The sequence below is a fragment of the Streptomyces cynarae genome, from assembly GCF_025642135.1.
Classification (GTDB): Bacteria; Actinomycetota; Actinomycetes; order Streptomycetales; family Streptomycetaceae; genus Streptomyces; species Streptomyces cynarae.
Genome location: NZ_CP106793.1, coordinates 3,543,422 through 3,565,138, shown reverse-complemented (window position 1 = coordinate 3,565,138; position 21,717 = coordinate 3,543,422). Strand labels below are relative to the sequence as shown.

Here is a 21,717-nt window from a genome sequence, read left to right as displayed (position 1 = left end):
TCGGACGAGTTGGAGGACCCCCACCCGTGTCTGTGAACCTCACCGAGCAGCGGCCCAAGGTCGCTCGCCCGGTTGCCGCGAGCGTCCAACCCGCCCCCGTCCCGGCGCTTTCCCGGGTCCGGCGGCTGGCGGTCGAGGTGATCAAGTTCGGGGTCGTCGGCGGCAGCGGAGTCGCGGTCAACATCCTCGTCTTCAACGCCCTGCTGCACGGTCTGGCATGGGCCCCGATGACGGCGACCGTGCTCGCCAGCGTCGTCGCCATGGGCACCAACTACCTCGGCTTCCGCTTCTTCGCCTACCGCGACCGGGCCTCGCGCACCCGGCAGCAGATCATGCTGTTCTTCGTCTTCAGCGGGGTCGGCGTGGTGATGGAGAGCGTCCTGTTCTACCTCGGCTACCACGGCCTCGGCATGAACGGGCCGATCGGCTCCAACGTGGCGAAGGTGCTGTCGATCGTGCTGGCGTCGGCGTTCCGCTTCCTGGTGTACCGGACATGGGTGTTCCAGCACGGGGCCAAGCAGGGCAGCGGAGCACGATGAGCATCGCAGCGAAGGGGGCCGGAGGGACCGACGAGGCTCGCGGCCGGTCCGGCGGGAAGCGGCTCGGGCGGCCCTGGCGCCCGCTCGCGGCCGTGAGGACGCCGCAGGGCGCGGTCGGCGCGGCGCTGTGGGCGGTGGTGGCACTGCTCGTGGTGCTGATGCTGCTCGTCATCGTGCGGCTGCCGTGGGTCGGCGACCTCGGCATGCACGCGGCGACGGTGGAACGGCTGCGGCACCGGCTGCTGGACCCCGGCAACCCGCTGGTCGACGAGAACACGCCGAGCCCGTACTACTCGCCGTGGATGCTCTTCCTCGGCGTCGTGGCCCGGGTGACCGGGCTGTCCGTCTGGGTGGTCCTGCGCATCGGTGCGCTGATCAGCCTGACGCTGCTGGTGACGGGCGTGTGGCGGTACGTCCGCACGCTGAGCCCGCACCGCCTCGCGCCGCCGCTCGCCCTGCTGAGCCTGGTGTTCCTGTGGGGCACGCAGGTGTTCAACTGGAGCGGCTTCATCGGGCTGAACTCGCTGGCGCTGACGGTGGCGTATCCGAGCGTGTTCGCGCTGGGGCTGGCCTTCCACTTCTGGGCGCTGCTCGCTCGGACGCTGAAGAGCGAGGGCGGCTGGGTGGCGTTCCTCGGCCTCGGCGCGCTGTGGGCGGTGATCCTGCTCAGCCACCAGTTCACCGGGGTGGTCGCGACGCTGGGCGCGCTGGCGACGGTGGTCGGGGCGCGTGCCGGACTCAGGACGTGGCTGCGTCTTGGCGCCGGGCTCGTCCTGGGGGCCGTGATCCTCGCGCTCTGGCCGTACTACGACTTCTTCGCACTGTTCGGTGTGGGGGGCCTGGAGGAGATCCACCGCCCGCTGTACGAGCAGCTGTTCCCGCGGTTCTGCCTGGTGCTGCTGGGCGTGGTGGCGCTCGGGGTACGGGCGCGGCGGGACCGTCTGGACCCCCTGGTCCTGTTCTTCGTTCTGGGCGTGCTCCTGTTCGGCCTGGGCGGCCTGACGGGCCACTACTCCTGGGGACGGGCGCTGCCGGCGGTGTTGATCCCGGCGCAGCTGGCGGCGGCCGTCGAGGTGGCCGGGGCGGCGCGGGGCGCACTGCGGAACGTGGCGGCCGGGGTACTGGCCGCGGCGCTGGCCGTGGGGGCGTGGACGCAGATCCAGACGGTCGGGTACGTGACGGGGCGGAGCGCGCTGCCCGAGGCGGTCGCGGAGAAGTACCGGGACCCGTGGGTGGGGTACCACTGGATCACGCCGTGGGTGCGGTACGGGGACGTGGTGATGGCCAAGACGAACCCCGCGCGGCAGATCCCGGCGTACGGGGCGTACACGGTGGCGCCGGGCTACCCGGACTTCTTCCTGCCGGACGAGGCGCGGCGGGACGCGGCGGTACGGACGTACTTCGCGACCGGGTCGTCGCGGGCCGAGCGGCTGGGGGTGCTGCGGAAGTACGGGGTGCGGTGGGTTGTCCAGCGCCGGTCGGACGGGGGGCTGCCGGCGGGGGACGCCGCCTTGCGGAAGGTGGCTTCCGGACCTCGGGGGCAGGTGCTGTACGAGGTGGTGGCACGCTAGGGGGTTTTCTCGCCCCCGCCGCCCCTACCCGTCCCGTCCTCCAGGGGCTCCGCCCCTTCAACCCCCCGGGGCTCCGCCCCTTCAACCCCCCGGGGCTCCGCCCCTGGGCCCCGGCGGGCTACGTCGCCTGCGCTCCTGGCGGGGCTTTGCTCCTGGGCTGTGGCGGGGATTGCGTCGTCTGCGCTCCTGGCGGGGCTTTGCTCCTGGGTCGTGGCGGGGATGGCGTCGTCTGCGCTCCTGGCGGGGCTCCGCTCCTGGACCCCGGCGGGCTACGTCGACTGTGCCCTGGCGGGGCTTTGCTCCTGGGTCGTGGCGGGGATGGCGTCGCCTGTGCCCTGGCGGGGCTCCGCTCCTGGACCCCGGCGGGCTACGTCGACTGTGCCCTGGCGGGGCTTTGCTCCTGGGCTGTGGCGGGGATTGCGTCGTCTGCGCTCCTGGCGGGCTCCGCTCCTGGGCCGCGGCGGGCTACGTCGACTGTGCCCTGGCGGGGCTTTGCTCCTGGGCTGTGGCGGGGATGGCGTCGTCTGCGCTCCTGGCGGGCTCCGCTCCTGGGCCGCGGCGGGCTACGTCGACTGTGCCCTGGCGGGGCTTTGCTCCTGGGCTGTGGCGGGGATGGCGTCGTCTGCGCTCCTGGCGGGCTCCGCTCCTGGGCCGCGGCGGGCTACGTCGACTGTGCCCTGGCGGGGCTTTGCTCCTGGGTCGTGGCGGGGATGGCGTCGCCTGTGCCCTGGCGGGGCTCCGCTCCTGGACCCCGGCGGGCTACGTCGACTGTGCCCTGGCGGGGCTTTGCTCCTGGGTCGTGGCGGGGATGGCGTCGCCTGTGCCCTGGCGGGGCTCCGCTCCTGGACCCCGGCGGGCTACGTCGTCTGCGCTCCTGGCGGGGCTTTGCTCCTGGGCTGTGGCGGGGATTGCGTCGCCTGCGCCCCTGGTGGGCCTCTGCCCCTGGACCCTGGCGGGGATTGCGTTTCCCTGTACCCCCGGCGGGGGCTCTGCTCCTGGGTCGTGGCGGGGACTGCGTTCGCCTGTACCCTCAGCGGGGCTCTGCCCCTGGCCGTGGGGGGACTGCGTCCCCTGTACCCCTCGCGGGGCTCTGCCCGGCACCCCGCGTGGGCTCGTTCCAGACCTCGTCGGGGGCCGGCCCTCGTACCCCGCTCGCAAAAACGCCGGAGGGGCTGATTTTCAGCTCCTCCGGCGTTTGAGCACGAGGCCGTAGGCCGACGGCGGGGTCTGGGGGCGCAGCCCTCAGGGGGCGGGAAGGGCAAGGGCGGCGGGGGCGAACAGACCTCTGCTCGCCTCCGCCGCCCCGCACCCTTACCGCAACGCGCTCCGCACCAGCCGTGCGGCCCGCCGCATCCGCGGACCCGCGACCCGCCGGACCACCGGACCGACCTTCGCCGTGACGCCCACCGGTCGCCACCGCATCTGCAGGCGTCCCGCCCCGCGGCCCTCCGGCTCCACGGTCACCTCGTGCGGCAGCGTGCCCACCTGTGTCGCGGTCAGCGCAGGGAACGTCAGCGGTGCCAGCAGCACGCCCGTGTTGAACAGGCCCTGGTTCTCCAGGCGCAGCATGGGATGGCGGATGCCCTGGAATCCCTGGACCGGCAGCTGCGCCGCCGCCAGGTCGACCCGCACCCGGCCCTCGAAGACACCGGGACGCACGGGGTCCAGGCGGAACGCCGTCACCAGGCGGCGCCGCCCGGGCGCGACCACGATGCTCGCCCGCTGCGGGCCCACGGGGAGCCGCAGACCAGGGTCGTAGGTCCGGATCGACAGGTTCACCGACGCACCCGGGCCCGGCTCCACCGACGTGATCTCATGCCGGAACAGCGCGCTCGGGAACGGCCGGTACTCCAACTCCAGGTCCGAGACGTCCAGTTCCCGACGCGCCCATGACGACGCCGGCACCTGCGAGCCCCAGTACACGGCCCCCGAGTCGTCCGTGGACGTCGTCCGGGGAGCCACGCCGTGGCCCAGCCCCCGCGCCGCCTCCTGCGCCTCCGTCAGCCGCCGGTCGCGGATGAGCTGGATCACCACCCGCTCCACTCGCGGCAGCCGGGCGTAGGCGTCGTCGGCGAGCTCCTCCAGATACGGGGTCACGATGTCCGCGAAACCGGCCAGCCACTCCTCGTCTCGGTAGGGCAGGTCACCGGCGTACATCCGGAAGTCGTGCTTGAGGAACTTGTAGTCCTTGTGCCGGCGCAGCCCCTCGTGCCCGCTCTCCTTCAGGAACTCGTCGATCAGCGTCTGCACGTAGATGCGGTCGCTGACGTTCGACAGCTTGTGCCGCTGGTTGGAGATCGACGCCGCCTCGGCCGCCACGAACGGCGCTATGTACCAGCGGTACACCGGCTCCGGGATGATCGTGAAGGACCGGGCCAGACAGTACGCCTGCGCCGAGAAGAGCTGGTCCTCGTAGTGGATCCCCTCGGGGAAGCGCAGCTGGTGCCGGTCCAGGAACTCCCGCCGGTACATCTTGCTCGTCGACAGGTGCTCGAAGAGCAGTTCCGGCTCGGCGTCGATGCCCTCCACCGTGCGCCGCTCGGCGACGAGGTGCGCCATCCAGGTCGAGCGCCGACCGGTGTCGACACGGACCCGCTCCACCGCGCCCATCGCGAAGTCCACTTCCCGTTCGCGGTGCGCCGCCAGCAGCAACTCCACCGCGTTCTCGGGCAGTTCGTCGTCGCTGTCGAGGAACATCAGATACGGCCCCCGGGCGATCTCCAGCGCCCGGTTGCGCGGTGCGCTGCACCCGCCGCTGTTCTCCGGCAGGCGCAGATAACGCACCCGCTCGTCCTGGGCGGCCAGCCTCCGCGCCACCGACGGCGTGTCGTCCGTCGAGTGGTCGTCGCTGATGATCACCTCGATGTTGGTGTGCGTCTGCCGCAGCAGCGACGCCACCGCACGCGGAAGGCGTTCCGCGTCGTTGTAGACGATGACCGTGATCGTCACATCGGGGGTTCGGGTCTCGGCGGTCACGGCCGTCGTCACGCGTTCGCCTCCTCAGGAGTCGGGGCCGGGATGCGTTCGTCCACGGGGATCACCGGCGGCAGCGACTCCTCGCTCTCGCCCAGGAACACCCGGCGCACCACCCGTTCCGCGGCCCGCCCGTCGTCGAACTCGCAGAACCGCCGCCGGAAGGTGGTCAGCGACTTCCGCGCGGCCTCGTCCCGCCACGCCTCGGTCTCGAACACCGCCGCCAGTTGCTCCTGGGTGCGCGCCACCTGGCCCGGTGCCTCCGCCATCAGGTCGAAGTAGACGCCGCGCGTCTTCGCGTACGTCTCCCAGTCGTCGGCGTAGATCACGATCGGGCGGTTGAGGTTGGCGTAGTCGAACATGATGGACGAGTAGTCCGTGACCAGCGCGTCCGCCGCCAGGCACAGGTCCTCGACGGGGTCGTACGACGACACGTCGACCACCCGCCCGGAGCGGCGCAGATCGGTCAGCGGGGAGGCCGCGCCGCCGTAGAAGTAGTGGCCGCGGACCAGCAGGACCGTGTCCTCGCCGAGCCGGTCGGCCAGGGAGGCGAGGTCGAGGCGCGGGGTCCAGCCGGCCTCGTAGTCGCGGTGGGTGGGCGCGTACAGGATGGCCCGGCGGCCCGGGGCGATGCCCAGGCGCTCGCGGATCGCGCGGATGTCCTCGGCCGTCGCCGAGTAGAAGACGTCGTTGCGCGGGTAGCCGTGGTCCAGCTTCGTGTACCGCGACGGGTACGCACGCTCCCACATCCGCGTGGAGTGGCTGTTGGACGAGAGGCTGTAGTCCCACTTGTCGATACGGGCCAGCAGCGCGTCGAAGTCGAGCCCCTTGGAGGCGGCCGGGAAGTCCAGCTGGTCCAGGCCCATGCGCTTGAGCGGGGTGCCGTGGTGGGTCTGGAGGTGGATCGCGTCCGGGCGCTTGACCACCGAGTTCGGGAAGTTGACGTTGTTCACGAGGTACTTGGCACGTGCCATCACGTCCCAGTAGCGCCGGGTGCCCGCGATGATGTGGTCGGTGCCCGGCGGCAGCAGCGCCGCCTTGGCCCGGGCGACCACCCACACCTGGTGGATGTGCGGGGCGAGCTCGGTGAGCTTCGCGGCGATCGCGGCCGGGTTGCAGGCCACGCCCCGGTCCCAGTACGCCGAGAAGACGGCCAGGTTGGGGTCGACGGGCTCGCTCAGGGCACGCCGGTAGCGGTGGTCGCGCAGCTTCGCGCCCACCTCCCGCTTGCCGGTGGTCACCGCCGACTTCACCTCGCGCCGCTTCTGGTTGGCGGCCTGGAAGGCGCGGTAGCGGGTGTACGCGTTCTCCTCCAGGAGCGAGCGGCGGATGCCCTCGAATCCGCCCGGGCGCTGGTGGTGCTCCGGCCGCCAGCGCACGGCGGCCCGGGACGCGCGGGCGAAGAACTCCCGCGCGACCTGCTCCGGCATCCTGCTGCGCGCGAACGTGCGCAGCAGGTCGCGGACCATGACGTCGTACAGCACCGCGCGCGGTCCCTCGGGCGCGCCCTGGTCGGCCAGGACCTGCTGCAGCCGCTCGTACCGCTCTATCACGGCGTACCGCTGGGCGGCGGTCACCGGCGGCAGGCTCTCCTCGCGCAGTTCCCTGATCTCGTACGCGACGTGGTCGAGGGCGGCGATCCGGTCGGCGTGCAGGAGCACGGCGAGCGCGGTGTACGCCTCGTCGTCACGGAAGTCGCCGTCCGCGATAGCCGCGATGTCCTGGTTTCGCCAGAAATCAGCGCGTATCACTCGATTGCCCAGCACCGGGGTGAGCCGCAGCAGTTGCGGGAAGTCGGCGAGCGGGACGCCGCGCCGACTCGCCCGGGCCAGGAACCGGTGGTCCTCGCTGGGCGCCCCGGAGGTCTGCCAGGTCGAGCGGAGGTGGTCCACGACCAGGACGTCCGCCGAGTCCCCGAGCTCCGCGGTGCGGTCGGCGACCGTGCGCACGGCGCCCACGGGCAGCCCGTCCTTGGCGTGCACGAAGTGCAGCCAGCGGCCGGTGGCCCGCTCGGCGCCCGCGACCCGGGCCGCGCCGTCGCTCGTGCCCTCGGGCAGCGACACCACCACCATCCGGGGGTCGTCGGCGGCGCGTCGCTCGGCCTCCTGTCGGGCCCAGTCGCCGACGGCCGCGATCACCACCTCGGCCTCGGCGAAAGGCTGGGTCGTGAGGGCGTCGAGAAGCTCGCCCAGGTGGCCTTGGGTCTCGGGGCCGTGAACGATCACGCTCAGCCCTGGTTGCACGTGGTCTCCCTGCTCTTCAGACGCCCACGGCGGCACTGCTGCTGATGAACAACACGAATAAGGCGTATACGAGATAGTAAGAGACACGTACGAGAGGGGAACAACCGCTCTCGTCCCGCGCCTCGGTAAAGGAAAATGCTACTTCGCTCCGGCGGGTGCCTTCTTCTGGGCGCTCGCCTGCCCGGTTGTGCTCCCGCTCCTGACCTTGTCGGCGCCGCCCGTGAACGCCTCGTACGCCTCAAGGACCTCCTCGGTCGGGCCGTCCATGCGCAGCACACCGCGCTCCAGCCACAGCACCCGGTCACAGGTGTCCCGGATGGACTTGTTGTTGTGGCTGACCAGGAAGACGGTGCCCGCCTGCTCGCGCAGCTCGAGGATGCGTTCCTCGGACCGCTTCTGGAAGGACCGGTCGCCGGTGGCGAGCGCCTCGTCGATCAGCAGCACGTCGTGGTCCTTGGCGGCGGCGATGGAGAAGCGCAGACGGGCGGCCATACCGGAGGAGTACGTCCGCATGGGGAGTGTGATGAAGTCGCCCTTCTCGTTGATGCCGGAGAAGTCGACGATGTCCTGGTAGCGCTCCTTGATCTGCTCCCGGGACATGCCCATGGCCAGGCCGCCCAGGTAGACGTTGCGCTCGCCGGTCAGGTCGTTCATCAGGGCCGCGTTGACGCCGAGGAGGGACGGCTGACCGTTGGTGTAGATCCTGCCGTTCTCCACGGGGAGCAGGCCGGCGATGGCCTTGAGCAGCGTGGACTTGCCGGAGCCGTTGGTTCCGATCAGGCCGATGGCTTCGCCCTTGTATGCGGTGAAGGACACGTTCTTCACCGCGTGCACCCGGCGCACGCCCGCCGCCTTCTCCGCCTGCTTGCGGCGCAGGATGCGGTTGAGCGCGGCGGTCGCGGAGCCGCGGCCCGCCCCGGTTCCGTTGACGCGGTAGACGATGTCGACGCCGTCGCAGACGACGGTGGGGACCGGCTCGTCGTCCGGCCCGTCGTTCCGCCGGTCGTTCACAAGATCAGCCACGGCCGTACGTCTCCTCAGCCTTCCAGAAGTAGATGAAGCCGCCGACGCCGGCGAGCAGGGCCCAGCCCGTCGCGTACGCCCACACGTGGTGCGGGAGCTGGTGCGCCTTGAAGCTGTCGATCAGGGCGAAGCGCATGAGGTCGATGTAGACGGCCGCGGGGTTCGATTCCAGCAGCAGCTTCGCCCAGTGGGGCATGCCGCTGTGCTTCAGCGTCTTGGCGATGCTCCACATGACGCCCGAGACGTACATCCAGGTGCGCAGGATGAACGGCATCAGCTGCGCGATGTCCGGCGTCTTGGCGCCCATCCGGGCCACGATCATCGACACGCCGGCGTTGAAGACGAACTGCAGGAACAGGACCGGGACCGCGAGGACCCACGAGGCGGCCACCGGCACCCCGAAGCACAGGAGGATCACGACCAGGGCGGCCATCGAGAACAGCAGCTGCTGGAGCTGCTGGAGCGCGAAGGAGATCGGCAGCGCGGCCCGCGGGAAGTGCAGGGCGCGCACCAGGCCGAGGTTGCCGCAGATCGCCCGGGTGCCCGCCATGATCGAGCTCTGCGTGAACGTCCAGACGAACACACCCGTCACCAGGAACGGGATGTAGTCCGGCACGCCTTTGCTGGTGCCCAGCAGGATGCCGAAGATGAAGTAGTACACCGCCGCGTTCAGCAGCGGGTTCGCGACCTGCCACATCTGGCCGAGCTTCGCCTCGCTGTACTGGGCGGTGAGCTTGGCGGTGGCGAAGGCCGTGATGAAGTGCCGACGCGCCCACAGCTGGCGGACGTACTCCGGCAGGGAGGGGCGGGCACCGCTGACCGCGAGGCCGTACCGGGCGGCGAGCTGCGCCGGGGTCTCGGCCGGGTCGGCGGCCGTCGGAGGCGGTGTGTGGAGGACCTGGCTCACATCCGCTGCTTTCGCTCGGGGGGTCGGTTGCGCAACCGGTACCGAGTGTTCCGCCGCGCTGTCCCCTCTGGTACCGCTGCCCTGCGTTTCTCACGTTTCTTGCCGGTGTCTTGCTCGGCTCTAGGGCTCTTGTACTGCTCTTGGGGCTTTGGACTACTGTCCTTTACGTCGGAACGGGACCGTATCGTCGCAACGCGAGACTAAGCCGATTCGACGTCGGAACGCAACCGTTTCGTCGTCACGCCCTATGCTGGTCCGCATGACGACGAACGCCGACACTCCCCAGGTGAAGCGGCGCCGCAGGGCGCCCGCGGGTGCCGCCGTCCTCCGCGAGGACGTGACGGAAGCCATTCGCGCGGCGGTCTTCGAGGAGCTGGCGGCCGTCGGCTACGCCCGGATGTCCATCGAGGGCATCGCGCGCAGGGCCGGTGTCGGCAAGACGGCGGTGTACCGCCGGTGGCGCTCGAAACTGCACCTGGTCCTGGACCTGGTCTCGGCGATCGCCGTCCAGGGCCTGCCGGCCCCCGACACGGGGTCCCTCGAAGGGGACCTCCGCCTCCTCTACGAGGTCACCTCCCGAGCCCTGCGCCACCCGGTGGCCGGCCAGATCATCCCGGACCTCCAGGCGGAGGCGGCCCGCAACCCCGACATCGCCGAGGCCATGCAGAAGGCGCTGCGCGAGGGGCAGGACAGCGTGGCGAGCGGCATCGTCGCGGCGGCCGTCGCCCGCGGCGAGATCGGCGCGGAGATCGACACGGACCTGGCCCTGGACCTGATCTCGGGCCCGCTGTACTGGCGCGCGGTGGTGGTCCGGGGGCCGAAGCTGCCGAAGGGGTATCTGGCGGGGTTGGCTCGGGCCACCGCGGGGGCCCTCAAAGCCTTGTGAGCCCGGCTGTTATCGTCGGGGCCTCGCGCGGACAGCGGTCGTCCGCCCAACAGCCCTCGAGCCGCTCGGTGAACGCGGCCCAGGAGGCGGTGGAGAGGACGAGCGGACGCGCACCCGGACCGTGAAACGATCTCTGTTCGGCGTACCAAGTGTGTGCACGCTCGTCTTCCCTGCTAACGTCCCGGTGCCACCCCCCTGGTAGGCCGAGGCATGGCCAGAACAGGATGTGACGGTCTTTTGAATCGCAAGCAGCGAAGACACCGCCGGTCAAGGGTGCGGGTGGGAATGGCTGCCGGGGGCGTGCTCGCGTTGGTCGCGGTGGGAATCGCGGCTGTGGCGCAGGCCAGCCAGTCGGGTGGCTCACCGTCGACGGCGGTCGCCCCCACTGCACTGCAGGATGAGTTCGCCTCTGCGGCACGGGAGTTCCACGTGCCGCAGAGCGTGCTGATGGCCGTGGCGTACCAGCAGAGTCGCTGGGACACCCACGCGGGTCGACCGAGCATGACCGGCAATTACAACGTGATGGGCCTCACGCAGGTCGCCTCGACGGACGTGCCCAAGCCGTCGGTGAGCGACCGCATGCGGGAGTTGAACCTGCGGGGTGAGGACCACCCGAAGCCCTTCCATCCGTCGAAGCGCGTGCTGGCCGACGTCGGCGCCGTGCAGACCGACGCGCCCGCACTGCACACGCTGGACCGGGCGGCCAAGCTCATCGATACGTCGACGACGTCACTGCGCACGGACATGAGGCAGAGCGTGCGCGGAGGTGCGGCGCTGCTGGCCGAGTACGAGCGCGCGGCGACCGGCGGGCTGCCGGCCGACCCGGCGCAGTGGTACGCGGCGGTGGAACGTTACAGCCAGTCGCCGGACAGCCGGGGCGCGGCACAGTTCGCACAGCGCGTCTACGCCCACATGCGTTCGGGGATCAGCCGGGTGACCGCCGACGGCCAGCGGGTGACGCTCGAGGCGCAGCCCGGGCTGAAGCCGCAGGCGAGCACGGCTGCCTACTCGACCACCGGCAGCACGCACACCGGCTACGCCACCGCGACGGACGCGAGCTACACCACCGCGACGGCGGCCACGGCGGCCGACACCCCGGCCCCGGAGTGCCCGTCCGGCCTGACGTGCAACTATGCACCCGCCGCGTACAAGCAGACCAGTTCCACCGACAAGACGCAGTACGGGAACTACGACATCGCCAACCGGCCCTCGGACGGCGACGCGATCAACTACATCGTCATCCACGACACCGAGGGCCAGTACTCCTCGGCACTCAGCCAGTTCCAGGACCCGACCGCCGGCGCCAGCGCCCACTACCTGATCCGCTCCTCGGACGGGCTGGTCACGCAGATGGTGGCCAACAAGGACGTCGCCTGGCACGCGGGCAACTGGTACATGAACCAGCACGCCATCGGCATCGAGCACGAGGGCTTCGCGCTCCAGGGCGGGAGCTGGTACACCGAGTCGGAGTACGAGTCGTCCGCCGCGCTGGTGAAGTTCCTCGCGAGCAAGTACGGCATACCGCTCGACCGCGAACACATCATCGGCCACGACGACATCACGGGCCCGCTGGACGCGTACGTCGCCGGCATGCACTGGGACCCGGGCACGTACTGGGACTGGAACCACTACATGTCCCTGCTCGGCGTGCCGAACAGCAACCCGGCCGGCTCGCCGCTCGTCGCCGGCGAGGTGGTGCGGATCGCGCCGCCGTTCGACTCGTCGTACGAACCGCCCGTCAGCGGTCAGTCGGCGCAGCCCGCCGACTTCGTGTACCTGCGCACCTCGCCGTCGGACAGCGCATCGCTGATCACGAATCCGTACTTCTCCTCCGGGACGACCGCCGCATCCGACTGGAGCGACAAGGCGGTCGCCGGTCAGGACTTCGTGGTGGCCGACCAACAGGACGACTGGACGGCGATCTGGTACGGCGGCACCAAGGCGTGGTTCTACAACCCGCACGGCGCGTACACCGTTCCGGTCTCCGACACCTCCGCGGTCACGGTGGTCACCGCTCGCGACGGGGTCGGCTCCATCCCGGTCTACGGCCGCGCCTACCCGGAGGCGAGCGCGTACCCGAGCGGCCTCACGCCGCAGTCGGTGACGCCGCTCACCAAGTACTCGATCCCGTCCGGGCAGGCGTACGTCGCCAACGCGAAGGAGACGTCGGACTACTACCGCTCGACGACGTTCGACGGCAGTGCCCAGTACGACCGAACGGTGATCAGCGGCACCACCACGTACTACCCGATCCGCTACAACCACCGTCTGGCGTACCTGAGTTCGGCGGATGTGAAGGTGATCTCCGCGGTGCCCGGGCCGGCCGCCTCGACGCGGCAGAACCTCCTGGCCCGCGACTCGTCGGGCAACCTGTGGCAGTACCAGGGCACGGGCGTGGCGTCGTCGCCGTTCCTGTCGCGGTACAAGGTCGGCTACGGCTGGGGCGGCTACAACGCCATGACGCCGATGTCGGTCTTCCACGCCGACGGCACGGGTGACATGGTCGCCCGCGACGGCTCCGGCAACCTCTGGTACTACCAGGGCAGTGGCAACCCGTCGGCACCCTTCAAGGCGCGTGTGCAGGCGGGCTACGGGTGGGGCGGTTACACCATGCTCGGCATGGGGGACCTGACCGGTGACGGCAAGCCGGACCTGCTCGCCCGCGACTCGTCCGGGAACCTGTACGTCTACCCCGGTACGGGCAGCACGACGTCGCCCTTCGGTCCGCGCATCAAGGCGGGCTACGGCTGGGGCGGCTACACCATGGTCAACTCCGGCGACCTCACGGGTGACGGCAAGCCGGACCTGCTCGCCCGCGACTCGTCCGGGAACCTGTACGTCTACCCCGGTACGGGCAGCACGACGTCGCCCTTCGGTCCGCGCACGAAGGTCGGCTACGGCTGGGGCGGCTACATCATGGTCGGCCCTGGTGACGTGACCGGCGACGGCAAGCCCGACCTCGTCGCACGGGACTCCTCCGGGAACGCGTACCTCTACCCGGGTACCGGCAGCCCGACGTCGCCGTACGGTTCACGGAGCAGCATCGCCACGGGGTGGGACATCTACGACCCCATCATCTGACCGGTATCACCACCGGCCTGCCGACCCCCGTCCGAACTGCGCGGTTCACCGCCAGGGCGGACGGGGGTCGGCCGTATGCGCCGGACGGCCCCGGGCGCGCAGGGCCCGGGGCCCGTATCCGCTACTCCGGAGCGCAGCCCCGCAGGATGTACGCGACCAGGTCGTCCAGGCCCTGGGCGCGCACCTCCGGCGGCAGGTGATCGCCCGCCACGAGTGAGGCGTAGCCGTGCAGGCTGGAGAAGACCCCGATGCCCACGCTCTCCAGGGAGCCGTCGCGTACCTCCCCACGGCGCTGGGCGTCGCCGATCAGGTTCTCCATCTGCGCGATCCACCGCTGGGACGCGGCGCTGAGCTCCTCGGAGGCTTCCGGGGCGTGCTTGATCGCGTACATCAGGTCCAGCAACTCGGCGTTGGCGGTGGCGAACTCGACGTAGGCATGGGCTCCGGCCCGCAGCCGCTCGGCGAACGACTCGCCCGTCTCCTCCAGCGCCGCTGTCATCGTCTGCGCGAGCCGGTGGAAACCGGTCAGCGCCAGGGCGTCCAGCAGTGCCTGCTTGTCCTTGAAGTGGCGGCTCGGTGCGGCGTGGCTCACGCCCAGGTCGCGGGCGAGCTCGCGGAGGGACAGCGCGGCCGGTCCCCTCTCCCGGAGGGTCTCCTCGGCCCGGGTGAGCAGCGCGGCGCGGAGGTCTCCGTGGTGGTAGCGGCGGCGAGTGTGCATACCGGTCAGTGTATCGGCGGCGTGGTCGATGCCTACATTGTTGTCATTGACAGCATTGTTGGCGGCGCCTACTTTGAAGGGCATGCCAAAGACACAGCACAAGTGGAATGCCGACGACATGACCGACCGGACCGGCCGCACCGTCGTCATCACCGGCGCCAACAGCGGCCTCGGGCTCGCCACCGCCGACGCCCTCGCCCGGGCCGGCGCCCATGTGGTGCTCGCCGTACGCGATCCCCGGCGCGGCGAGGCGGCCGCCGCCACCGTGCGCGGGGCGAAGGGCCGCCTGGAGGTGCGCCGACTCGACCTGGCCGACCTGGCCTCCGTACGGGAGTTCGCCGGCGAGTGGCAGGGCCGCATCGACGTGCTCGTCAACAACGCCGGGGTCATGAACGTCCCCGAGGGAACCACCAAGGACGGCTTCGAAACCCAGTTCGGCACCAACCACCTGGGGCACTTCGCCCTGACGAACCTGCTGCTGCCGCATGTGACGGATCGCGTGGTCACCGTGTCATCGGGCATGCACCGGTATCCGGGTGCGCGCATCCACTTCGAGAACCTGAACCTGACCGGCGAGTACTCCCCGATGGCGGCCTACGCCCAGTCCAAGCTGGCCAACCTGCTGTTCACCCTGGAGTTGCAACGCCGCCTGACCGAGGCGGGCTCGCGGGTGCGGGCTCTGGCCGCGCACCCGGGCTGGGCCGCGACCAACCTCCAGGGCCACGACGCGAGCGCCCTGCGCCGGATCGCGATGCAGGTCGGCAACCGCCTGTTCGCCCAGGACGACAGGGCGGGCGCGTTGCCCACCCTGTACGCCGCGACCCAGGACCTGCCCGGCGCGAGCTACGTCGGCCCCGACGGCCTGAACGAGATGCGCGGCGCACCGACCCTGGTCGGCCGCTCCCGGGCGGCCAGTGACCCGGAGGCGGCCCGCCGTCTGTGGACGGTCTCCGAGGAACTGACCGGCGTCACCTTTCCGCAGCTCCCGGAGCCCTCGCGGGCCGCGAGGGCCTGAGCGTCCTACCGCCGAGCCGCCTCCGGATGCCTGCGCACCCAGCCCTCCCACGCCGAGGTGATCATGTCCTCCACGTCGCGCTTCGCCGTCCAGCCCAGTTCCCGGGCGATACGGTCGGCCGAGGCGACGACGCGGGCCGGGTCGCCGGGGCGGCGCGGGGTGACCGTCGGCGGGGTGTCGTAGCCGGTGACCGCGTTGATGCGGTCGATCATCTCGCGGACCGACACGCCCTCCCCGCGGCCGATGTTGAGGGTGAGGTCCGTGCCGGGAGAGGCCTGGAGCGCGCGGGCGGCCGCGACGTGGGCCTCCGCAAGGTCGGCCACATGGATGTAGTCGCGGATGCAGGTGCCGTCGGGTGTGGCGTAGTCGTCGCCGAAGATGCGCGGTGCCGCGTTCTCGGTCAGCTTCTCGAACACCATCGGGATCAGGTTGAAGACGCCGACGTCCGCCAGCTCGGGGCTCGCCGCGCCCGCCACGTTGAAGTAGCGCAGGGACGCCGTGGACAGGCCGGTCGCCCTTCCCGTCGCCCGGACCAGCCACTCGCCGGCCAGCTTGGTCTCACCGTACGGCGACATCGGGACGCACGGAGTCTCCTCCGTGACCAGGTCCACATCCGGCATGCCGTACACGGCGGCGGACGAGGAGAACACGAAGGACGGAACCTGGGACTCCGTCACCGCTTCCAGCAGGACGCGCAGCCCCTCCACGTTCTCCCGGTAGTAGTGCAGCGGCAGCTCCACCGACTCGCCCACCTGCTTCTTCGCCGCCAGGTGCACGACCCCGGTCACCGAGTGCTCCGCCAGCGTGCGGCGCAGCAGGTCGCCGTCCAGGGTGGAGCCCTCCACGAACGGCACCTCCGCGGGCACGCGCTCGGCGATGCCCGTGGACAGGTCGTCGTACACCACGGCACGCTCGCCCGCCTCGGTCATCGCACGGACGACGTGCGCCCCGATGTAACCGGCACCGCCGGTGATCAGCCAGGTCATGATGCGGCCGTCTCCTTGCTCGTTGGCCTGTCGTGTTCTTGCTGCGACTCCAGTGAAGCAGGTGGGGTTCTCCTGCCGTCCTTCACCTCAAGTGAAGCAGGCGCCGGAGCCTGCGCCGCGCGACCGATGTCACACCTCGCGCTCCCGACGCCACCCTCAGCGCCAACGCACCCGAGTGCGTCGCGTACGGCTGCACCAGCAGCACGCCGTGCCTAAGACTCGGCACCGCCTGGCGGCGCAGCAGGCCGGCGCCGGCGACGGCGTGCGGCGCGGTCTCGCGGCTCGTTCCGTCATCGAAGCGGAGCGTCAGCTTCAGGTCCCAGGTTCCGGCGCCGAGCGCCGCCAGGTCCACCGGTGTCTCGGCCGTCCAGCCGGCGGAGTCCGGGTCCTTCCGGAGCTCGGCCGTGGTGGACAGCCCCACCCGCTTCTCGTCCTCCCGGAGCACGAACTCCACGTCCACCCGGGCCGGACGCGCGTTCTCCACCCGCCCGTACAGCTCGTGCAGGCGCAGCCGCAGCCGGGCGGCACGCGCCCCGGGACGCAGTTCCGCGTCGACGGTGACCGGCAACTGCTCCATGGGGCATTGCAGCAGGTGCTCGAGCCGGACCTGCGGCAGGTCGTCCGACCAGACGGGCGTGCCGTCCGCCGTCCTCGCGTACCGCGGGGTCAGCCGTGCCGGACGGGCCGCGAGCTCCTTGAGCCGGTGCAGGTCGCGCGGCTGCTCGGAGGCGAGCACCACCTGTGCGACGACCCGCCCGGGCACGGACGCCTGCGCGAAGTCGGCCGCCTCGAATTCCTCGAGGTACGCGCGTGTGAGCCGCCACCACTCCTTGCGGTACTCCTCGTCGCGCAACGGCAGCTCCCGCGTGTACATGCGCAGGCCCCGGTCCAGGAAGGTGGTGCGGGCCGCCCGCGCCAGCTGTTTCTCGCCGGCGCCCAGCAGGATCTCGTGCGACTGCCGGGTCGCCTCCATGCGCGCCTTCCAGTTCTCGATGTCGGCGCGGGCGAGGGAGATGGACAGGCGCTGGGCGGAGCGGCGCACGTGCCAGATGTACACGATGTCGGGGATCACGGCGATGCTCGGGCCGGCGGCCAGCACGCGCGCGCTGAAGACGAAGTCCTCGTAGTGGAAGCGGCCGTCGGGGAAGCGGATGCCGTGCTCGCGCAGGAAGTCGGTGCGGTACAGCTTGTTGACGCACAGCGTGTCGTGGGCCAGGCCGGGGCGCCGGGAGGGGTGGGAGACCACCACGGCCCGCTCGTACAGCTCCGGCTGCCAGGGCACCTCGCGGCCCGAGGGCAGCTCGCGGCGCACACACAGGCCGGCGGCGAGCTGGGTGCCGTGCGCGACGGCCGCCATGAGCAGCGCGTCCACCGCGCCCGGCGGCAGCACGTCGTCGCTGTCCAGGAACATCACGTACGGGGCGGTCGCCGCCTCGATCCCGTCGTTGCGCGGGGTGCCGCAGCCGCCGCTGTTGGTGGTCCGGCTGATCACCTTGACGCGCGGCTCCTCGGCCGCCAGGGCGTGCAGCAGCTCGGCGCTGCCGTCCGACGAGCAGTCGTCGACCGCGATCACCTCGCGGACGACCCCGCCCTGCGCGAGGGCCGAACGGACCGCGTCTGCCACATGGGCGGCGTCGTCGTATCCGATGACGACGACGCTGACCTGTGCATCGTGAGGGTGACCCATCGCTTCCACGTGCCGAGAATACGGGCAGCCGGTAATGATCTGTTAAGCGGCCCTTAACGCCCTGTGGGGAAGAGGGCGGCAACCCGGTCCTTCCCTGCGGGGGCGTCCGCATCCTCTCGCTGCGGCACCGCGCGCCCGGAGCGCCACAGGCGGACGAACGACATGACCGCTGCGGTGGTCAGCAGTCCGTTGCGGGCCAGCATGAGCAGACAGCCCCTCCAGGTGGAGTTGATCACTTGCCCGTAGAAGGCGGGGTACACCACGGCGCTGATCGCGGTCGCCGCCAGGATGAGCCAGGCCACCGGGCGTTGAGTGGTGTGCCGTGTGGTCAGGCAGACGGCACAGAGGCCGACCAGCCAGATCATGTACTGGGGGCTGATCACCCGGCTCGTCACCGTGAACAGCAGCACGGCCGTCAGCGCCGCGTCGTACGGGGTCGCCGGCGTCCAGTGGCGGGCGCGCAGCCGCCACAGCAGCAGCAGCGCGAAGGCGACCGCGGTCAGCGCGAGCGAGCAGTCTGCGACCGCGCGCACATGCGGGCCGACGAACTCCACGGCGCCGTACTGGTAGCGGGTGGTGCCCGACCAGCCGGCCCGGCGCGCCAGCATCAGTACCGTGCCGCCCAGCGACTCGATCTGCACGCCCCGGCCGCCCTGTTGGCGCAGGAAGTCGAACGGGTTGCGGAACAGGACCGCGACCACGGCGAGCAGCGTCACCACGGTGACGGCCGCCGTCGTCCACGCCTGGCGGGTGCCGCGGCCTCGTGGTGTGCCGATGAGCGCCAGCGCCGGCCACACCTTGACGAGGGCGCCGAGGGCCGCGAACGCGCCGCCCAGGCGCGCGGAGCGCCCCACCGTGAGCAGCGAGACGACGGCGAAGGCGGTGACCTGGATGTCGTACCGGACGAGCGGGATGTGCCACAGCAGCGGCAGACCGCCGATCCACAGCGCCGCGCCCCGCAGCGAGCGGCCCCGGCGGGTGCCTGCGTACGCGAGGACGAGCGTGATCAAGGCGTCCGTGAACAACGTGATGACCACGAACGCCTGAAAGTAGGTCAGCCCCGGCAGGAGCCCGGGCGAAAGGAGCACCGCGCCGGCGCCCGGCGGGTACTGCCACAGGTGGTCGCCGGAGGGGAAGGCGCCGTGCCGGAGGATGCCGTACCAGTGGAAGTAGAGCTTCCAGACCTCCTTCGCGACTCCGCCCCGGCCGAGCAGCGCGTACTGGTCGTGGGCGAGCAGCCAGAGCATCAGGGCACGGGTGGTGAGCCAGCCGACGGCGAGCAGAAGCAACCGATGCGTCCGGCGCACCCTCTTCCAGAAGGGCGGCGGGAAAAAGGGTGCCGGTCTGGTCGCCGGGCGTTCCAGGGCAGTCTTCAAGGCACTCATCAAGCCCGGATGGTAGGCCGTCTGCGTGGCGCGTGTGGTGGATACAGCGTCAACTCGGGGCAAAAGTTATTTAATCGTACGAAACCCGCGCATGTTGAATGCGGGCATGAGCCGATCACCGATGAGGCGCGAGGAGCGCATCGCCGTCCTGGTGCCCGTCGTCGTCATGTTCACACTCGGGCTGTGGGGGCTGGACCGTGACGGCATGTGGCGTGACGAGGCGGCCACGTTCCAGGTGGCGCGCCGCTCGCTGCCGCAGATCTGGCATCTGCTGCGGAGCGTGGACGCGGTGCACGGCCTGTACTACCTGCTGATGCACCCGGTCCTGGCCGTCCACCCGGGCGAGGTGCTGCTGCGGCTGCCCTCGGTGTGCGGGGCGGCCGCGGCGGCGGGTCTGGTCGCCGCGCTGGGAGTGCGCCTCGGGCGGCCGCGCGTGGGGCTGTGGGCGGGGCTGCTCTACGCGGTGACGCCGATGGTCGGGCACTACGCGCAGGAAGGGCGTTCCTACGCGCTGGTCGCGGCCGGGGTGGCGGGGGCGACCCTGCTGCTCGTGCGGGCCGTGGAAGGCGGGAGGTGGTGGCCGTACGGGGTGGTCGTCGCCGTCACGTGTGTACTGCACGAGTTCGCGGCGCTGATGCTGGCGGCGCACGCCTGCACGTTGGCGCTGGCACGGGTGCCGGGGCGGCTGTGGCTTCGGTGGGGGAGTGCGGCCGGGGCCGCCGTGGCGGTGCTGGTGCCGCTGGTGCTGGTGTCCCGGGGGCAGGCGGAGCAGGTGGCGTGGCTGACTGTGCCGGACGCGCGGAGCGTGCGGGGGCTGGTGGAGCAGTTCTTCGGGCCGTCGCGCCGGGTGCTCGTGCCGTGCCTGGGGCTGGCGGTGCTGGGGGCTCTGGCGCCGTTGCCGCGGGGGGTTTCCCTGGCGGGGGTCGCGGCGCCGCTGCTGGTGGTTCCGCCGACGGTGCTGATGGCGGTGTCGCAGTTCCGGCCGTTGTACTACGACCGGTATGTGCTGTACTCGCTGGCCGGGGTGCCGTTGCTGGCGGCGGCCGGGGCGGAGCGGGTGGTCGGGTCGGCGCGGCGACTGCGGCTCGGTGGGTGGACGCACATCGACCGCCGGCTGTACGGCGACGGCGTGGCCCTGCTCGGGGTCGTGGCCGTCTGTTGTGTGTTCCTCGTGCAGCTGCCCCTGCTCCGGGACGACCGGCGGGCCGCGCACCGGCCCGATGATCTCGGGGCCGTGTCCGCGGCCGTGGCGCAGCGGGTGCGGTCCGGGGATCCCGTGTTGTTCCTGCCCTCGCTGGAGCGGCGGTCGGCGCTCGCCTATCCGGCCGGGTTCCGGGGGGTCCGGGACGTGGCGTTGGGCGTGCCGGCCGCCGAGAGCGGGACGCTGTACGGACGGGAGGTCGGTCCCGAGGAGCTGCGGCGGCGGCTCGAGGGGCTCAGGTATGTCTGGGTGGTCACCGAGCGGTACGCGCTGGATTCCTCCTGGACCCCCTGGAACGCGACGGACCGCGTCAAACTCGCGGTCGTGAAACGCGACTTCGTCACCCGCGAGGAGTACGTGCGCCCGCACCTCACACTTCGACTCTACGTACGCCGCCAGGTGCCGCCGTCGAACGGGTCGAACTAGGCGCAGCCGGGCGTCTCGTCCAGTGCCGCCGCGTCCAGGGTGCGGGTCAACTGGTCGAGGCGCTCCCGCAGTTCGATGATCTCCGTCAGGTCGAAGCCCGTCGCCGCGGCGATTCGGCGCGGCACCAGCAGCGCGCGTTCCCTGAGCGCCGTGCCCTCGTCCGTGAGGTGGATGTGCACGGACCGCTCGTCCCGGGTGCTGCGCTCCCGCCGCACCAGGCCCGCCGCCTCCAGCCGCTTCAGCAGCGGGGAGAGCGTGCCGGAGTCCAGTCGCAGATGCTCGCCGAGCTTCTTCACCGGCAGCTCCCCGTGCTCCCACAGCACCAGCATCACCAGGTACTGCGGGTACGTGAGCCCCAGGTCCTTCAGGACGACGCGGTAGACGCCGTTGAAGGCGCGCGACGCGGCGTGCAGCGAGAAGCAGATCTGGCGGTCGAGGCGCAGGTACTCCTCGGCCGCGGAGACCGCCTCCGTACGGGGGGTCCGGGTGGTCGTCATGCAGACAGGGTAGCTCCTGCCCGTCATTTAGTTGTGCACAACTGAATTGTGTGCTCTACTTGTCTGCGTAAGGCGGCCCCCGGTCAGCAAGGGACCGGCCGCCCTGTGACTTCGAGAGGGATGGTTTTCCATGGACGCGCTCTACACCGCTGTCGCCACCGCCACCCACGGCCGTGACGGTCGCGCCGTCTCCTCCGACGGCAGGATCGACCTCAAGCTGGCCCCGCCGGCGGAGCTGGGCGGCAACGGCGAGGGCACCAACCCCGAGCAGCTGTTCGCCGCCGGTTACGCGGCCTGCTTCGGCAGCGCGCTCGGCCTCGTCGGCCGGGCGGCCAAGGTCGACGTCAGCGACGCGGCGGTGACCGCCGAGGTCGGCATCGGCAAGCAGGGCGAGGGCTTCGCGCTCGCGGTCACCCTGCGCGTCGAGCTGCCGGACACCGTGGACCAGGAGACCGGCCGCAAGCTGGTCGAGCAGGCCCACCAGGTCTGCCCCTACTCCAACGCCACCCGCGGCAACATCCCCGTCGAGCTCGTCATCGAGTAACACCGGCGCGGCCCACGGCCTCGTACGCACTTTCC

At 71.1% G+C, this 21,717-nt stretch carries 16 protein-coding genes; 7 read left to right on the top strand and 9 right to left on the bottom strand.

Going from position 1 to position 21,717, the window contains the following annotated elements; translation table 11 throughout:
• Positions 1-26 precede the first annotated feature (26 nt).
• Positions 27-539: a GtrA family protein gene (locus N8I84_RS16470; protein WP_263230238.1), complete on the top strand. Its 513-nt coding sequence runs from the start codon at positions 27-29 to the stop codon at positions 537-539.
• Positions 536-2,110 (top strand): hypothetical protein, encoded by a 1,575-nt coding sequence (locus N8I84_RS16465; RefSeq protein WP_390898903.1) that lies wholly within the window; start codon positions 536-538, stop codon positions 2,108-2,110. Before N8I84_RS16470 ends, N8I84_RS16465 begins: the two co-directional genes overlap by 4 nt.
• 1,311 nt (positions 2,111-3,421) lie before the next feature.
• Here N8I84_RS16465 and N8I84_RS16460 read toward each other — a convergent pair.
• The 4 genes from N8I84_RS16460 to N8I84_RS16445 form a co-directional block, all read right to left on the bottom strand.
• On the bottom strand, positions 3,422-5,098 hold the full coding sequence (locus N8I84_RS16460) for a glycosyltransferase family 2 protein (protein ID WP_263230237.1): 1,677 nt from the start codon (positions 5,096-5,098) through the stop codon (positions 3,422-3,424).
• Complete coding sequence (locus tag N8I84_RS16455) at positions 5,095-7,326, bottom strand: bifunctional glycosyltransferase/CDP-glycerol:glycerophosphate glycerophosphotransferase (protein ID WP_263230236.1); 2,232 nt, start codon at positions 7,324-7,326, stop codon at positions 5,095-5,097. The genes N8I84_RS16460 and N8I84_RS16455 overlap by 4 nt, the downstream gene beginning before the upstream one ends.
• A gap of 138 nt (positions 7,327-7,464) precedes the next feature.
• Positions 7,465-8,349, bottom strand: coding sequence for an ABC transporter ATP-binding protein (locus N8I84_RS16450; RefSeq protein WP_263230235.1), 885 nt, complete (start codon positions 8,347-8,349; stop codon positions 7,465-7,467).
• Positions 8,342-9,256, bottom strand: coding sequence for an ABC transporter permease (locus tag N8I84_RS16445; RefSeq protein WP_263230234.1), 915 nt, complete (start codon positions 9,254-9,256; stop codon positions 8,342-8,344). The genes N8I84_RS16450 and N8I84_RS16445 overlap by 8 nt, the downstream gene beginning before the upstream one ends.
• A gap of 259 nt (positions 9,257-9,515) precedes the next feature.
• On the opposite strand from N8I84_RS16445, the gene N8I84_RS16440 reads away from it, so the two are divergent.
• Complete coding sequence (locus N8I84_RS16440) at positions 9,516-10,142, top strand: TetR/AcrR family transcriptional regulator (RefSeq protein WP_263230233.1); 627 nt, start codon at positions 9,516-9,518, stop codon at positions 10,140-10,142.
• A 285-nt stretch (positions 10,143-10,427) separates the two neighbouring features.
• Positions 10,428-13,223: an N-acetylmuramoyl-L-alanine amidase gene (locus tag N8I84_RS16435; RefSeq protein WP_263230232.1), complete on the top strand. Its 2,796-nt coding sequence runs from the start codon at positions 10,428-10,430 to the stop codon at positions 13,221-13,223.
• 121 nt (positions 13,224-13,344) lie between these two features.
• Here the strand turns inward: N8I84_RS16435 and N8I84_RS16430 are convergent, their stop codons facing one another.
• A complete protein-coding gene (locus tag N8I84_RS16430) occupies positions 13,345-13,941 on the bottom strand; it encodes a TetR/AcrR family transcriptional regulator (protein WP_263230231.1) in 597 nt (198 codons plus the stop codon).
• A gap of 82 nt (positions 13,942-14,023) precedes the next feature.
• Between N8I84_RS16430 and N8I84_RS16425 the strand changes: the two genes are divergently transcribed.
• Entirely contained in the window at positions 14,024-14,956 is a 933-nt protein-coding gene (locus N8I84_RS16425; protein WP_263230230.1) for an oxidoreductase, read from the top strand.
• Positions 14,957-14,961: 5 nt separating this feature from the next.
• Here the strand turns inward: N8I84_RS16425 and galE are convergent, their stop codons facing one another.
• The 3 genes from galE to N8I84_RS16410 form a co-directional block, all read right to left on the bottom strand.
• Entirely contained in the window at positions 14,962-15,942 is a 981-nt protein-coding gene (gene galE / locus N8I84_RS16420) for a UDP-glucose 4-epimerase GalE (protein WP_263230229.1), read from the bottom strand.
• An 82-nt stretch (positions 15,943-16,024) separates the two neighbouring features.
• On the bottom strand, positions 16,025-17,629 hold the full coding sequence (locus N8I84_RS16415) for a glycosyltransferase family 2 protein (protein WP_263234781.1): 1,605 nt from the start codon (positions 17,627-17,629) through the stop codon (positions 16,025-16,027).
• 53 nt (positions 17,630-17,682) lie between these two features.
• Positions 17,683-18,876, bottom strand: a complete 1,194-nt coding sequence (locus tag N8I84_RS16410) for a glycosyltransferase 87 family protein (protein ID WP_263234780.1) — start codon at positions 18,874-18,876, stop codon at positions 17,683-17,685.
• 244 nt (positions 18,877-19,120) lie between these two features.
• Between N8I84_RS16410 and N8I84_RS16405 the strand changes: the two genes are divergently transcribed.
• The gene (locus tag N8I84_RS16405; protein WP_263230228.1) at positions 19,121-20,641 is read left to right on the top strand and encodes a glycosyltransferase family 39 protein; all 1,521 of its coding nucleotides are present in this window, start codon (positions 19,121-19,123) and stop codon (positions 20,639-20,641) included.
• Here the strand turns inward: N8I84_RS16405 and N8I84_RS16400 are convergent.
• The gene (locus N8I84_RS16400; protein ID WP_263230227.1) at positions 20,638-21,138 is read right to left on the bottom strand and encodes a MarR family winged helix-turn-helix transcriptional regulator; all 501 of its coding nucleotides are present in this window, start codon (positions 21,136-21,138) and stop codon (positions 20,638-20,640) included. The genes N8I84_RS16405 and N8I84_RS16400 overlap by 4 nt on opposite strands.
• Positions 21,139-21,268: 130 nt before the next feature.
• On the opposite strand from N8I84_RS16400, the gene N8I84_RS16395 reads away from it, so the two are divergent.
• The gene (locus N8I84_RS16395; RefSeq protein WP_263230226.1) at positions 21,269-21,682 is read left to right on the top strand and encodes an organic hydroperoxide resistance protein; all 414 of its coding nucleotides are present in this window, start codon (positions 21,269-21,271) and stop codon (positions 21,680-21,682) included.
• The last annotated feature ends 35 nt before the right edge of the window (positions 21,683-21,717 follow it).

Bases quoted from the DNA above. Each gene is read 5' to 3' on its own strand.
- N8I84_RS16465 (WP_390898903.1), top strand. From the start codon at position 536: ATGAGCATCGCAGCGAAGGGGGCCGGAGGGACCGACGAGGCTCGCGGC.
- N8I84_RS16435 (WP_263230232.1), top strand. From the start codon at position 10,428: ATGGCTGCCGGGGGCGTGCTCGCGTTGGTCGCGGTGGGAATCGCGGCT.
- galE (WP_263230229.1), bottom strand. From the start codon at position 15,942: ATGACCTGGCTGATCACCGGCGGTGCCGGTTACATCGGGGCGCACGTC.
- N8I84_RS16440 (WP_263230233.1), top strand. From the start codon at position 9,516: ATGACGACGAACGCCGACACTCCCCAGGTGAAGCGGCGCCGCAGGGCG.
- N8I84_RS16430 (WP_263230231.1), bottom strand. From the start codon at position 13,941: ATGCACACTCGCCGCCGCTACCACCACGGAGACCTCCGCGCCGCGCTG.
- N8I84_RS16405 (WP_263230228.1), top strand. From the start codon at position 19,121: ATGAGCCGATCACCGATGAGGCGCGAGGAGCGCATCGCCGTCCTGGTG.
- N8I84_RS16425 (WP_263230230.1), top strand. From the start codon at position 14,024: ATGCCAAAGACACAGCACAAGTGGAATGCCGACGACATGACCGACCGG.
- N8I84_RS16395 (WP_263230226.1), top strand. From the start codon at position 21,269: ATGGACGCGCTCTACACCGCTGTCGCCACCGCCACCCACGGCCGTGAC.
- N8I84_RS16415 (WP_263234781.1), bottom strand. From the start codon at position 17,629: ATGGGTCACCCTCACGATGCACAGGTCAGCGTCGTCGTCATCGGATAC.
- N8I84_RS16400 (WP_263230227.1), bottom strand. From the start codon at position 21,138: ATGACGACCACCCGGACCCCCCGTACGGAGGCGGTCTCCGCGGCCGAG.
- N8I84_RS16410 (WP_263234780.1), bottom strand. From the start codon at position 18,876: ATGCTCTGGCTGCTCGCCCACGACCAGTACGCGCTGCTCGGCCGGGGC.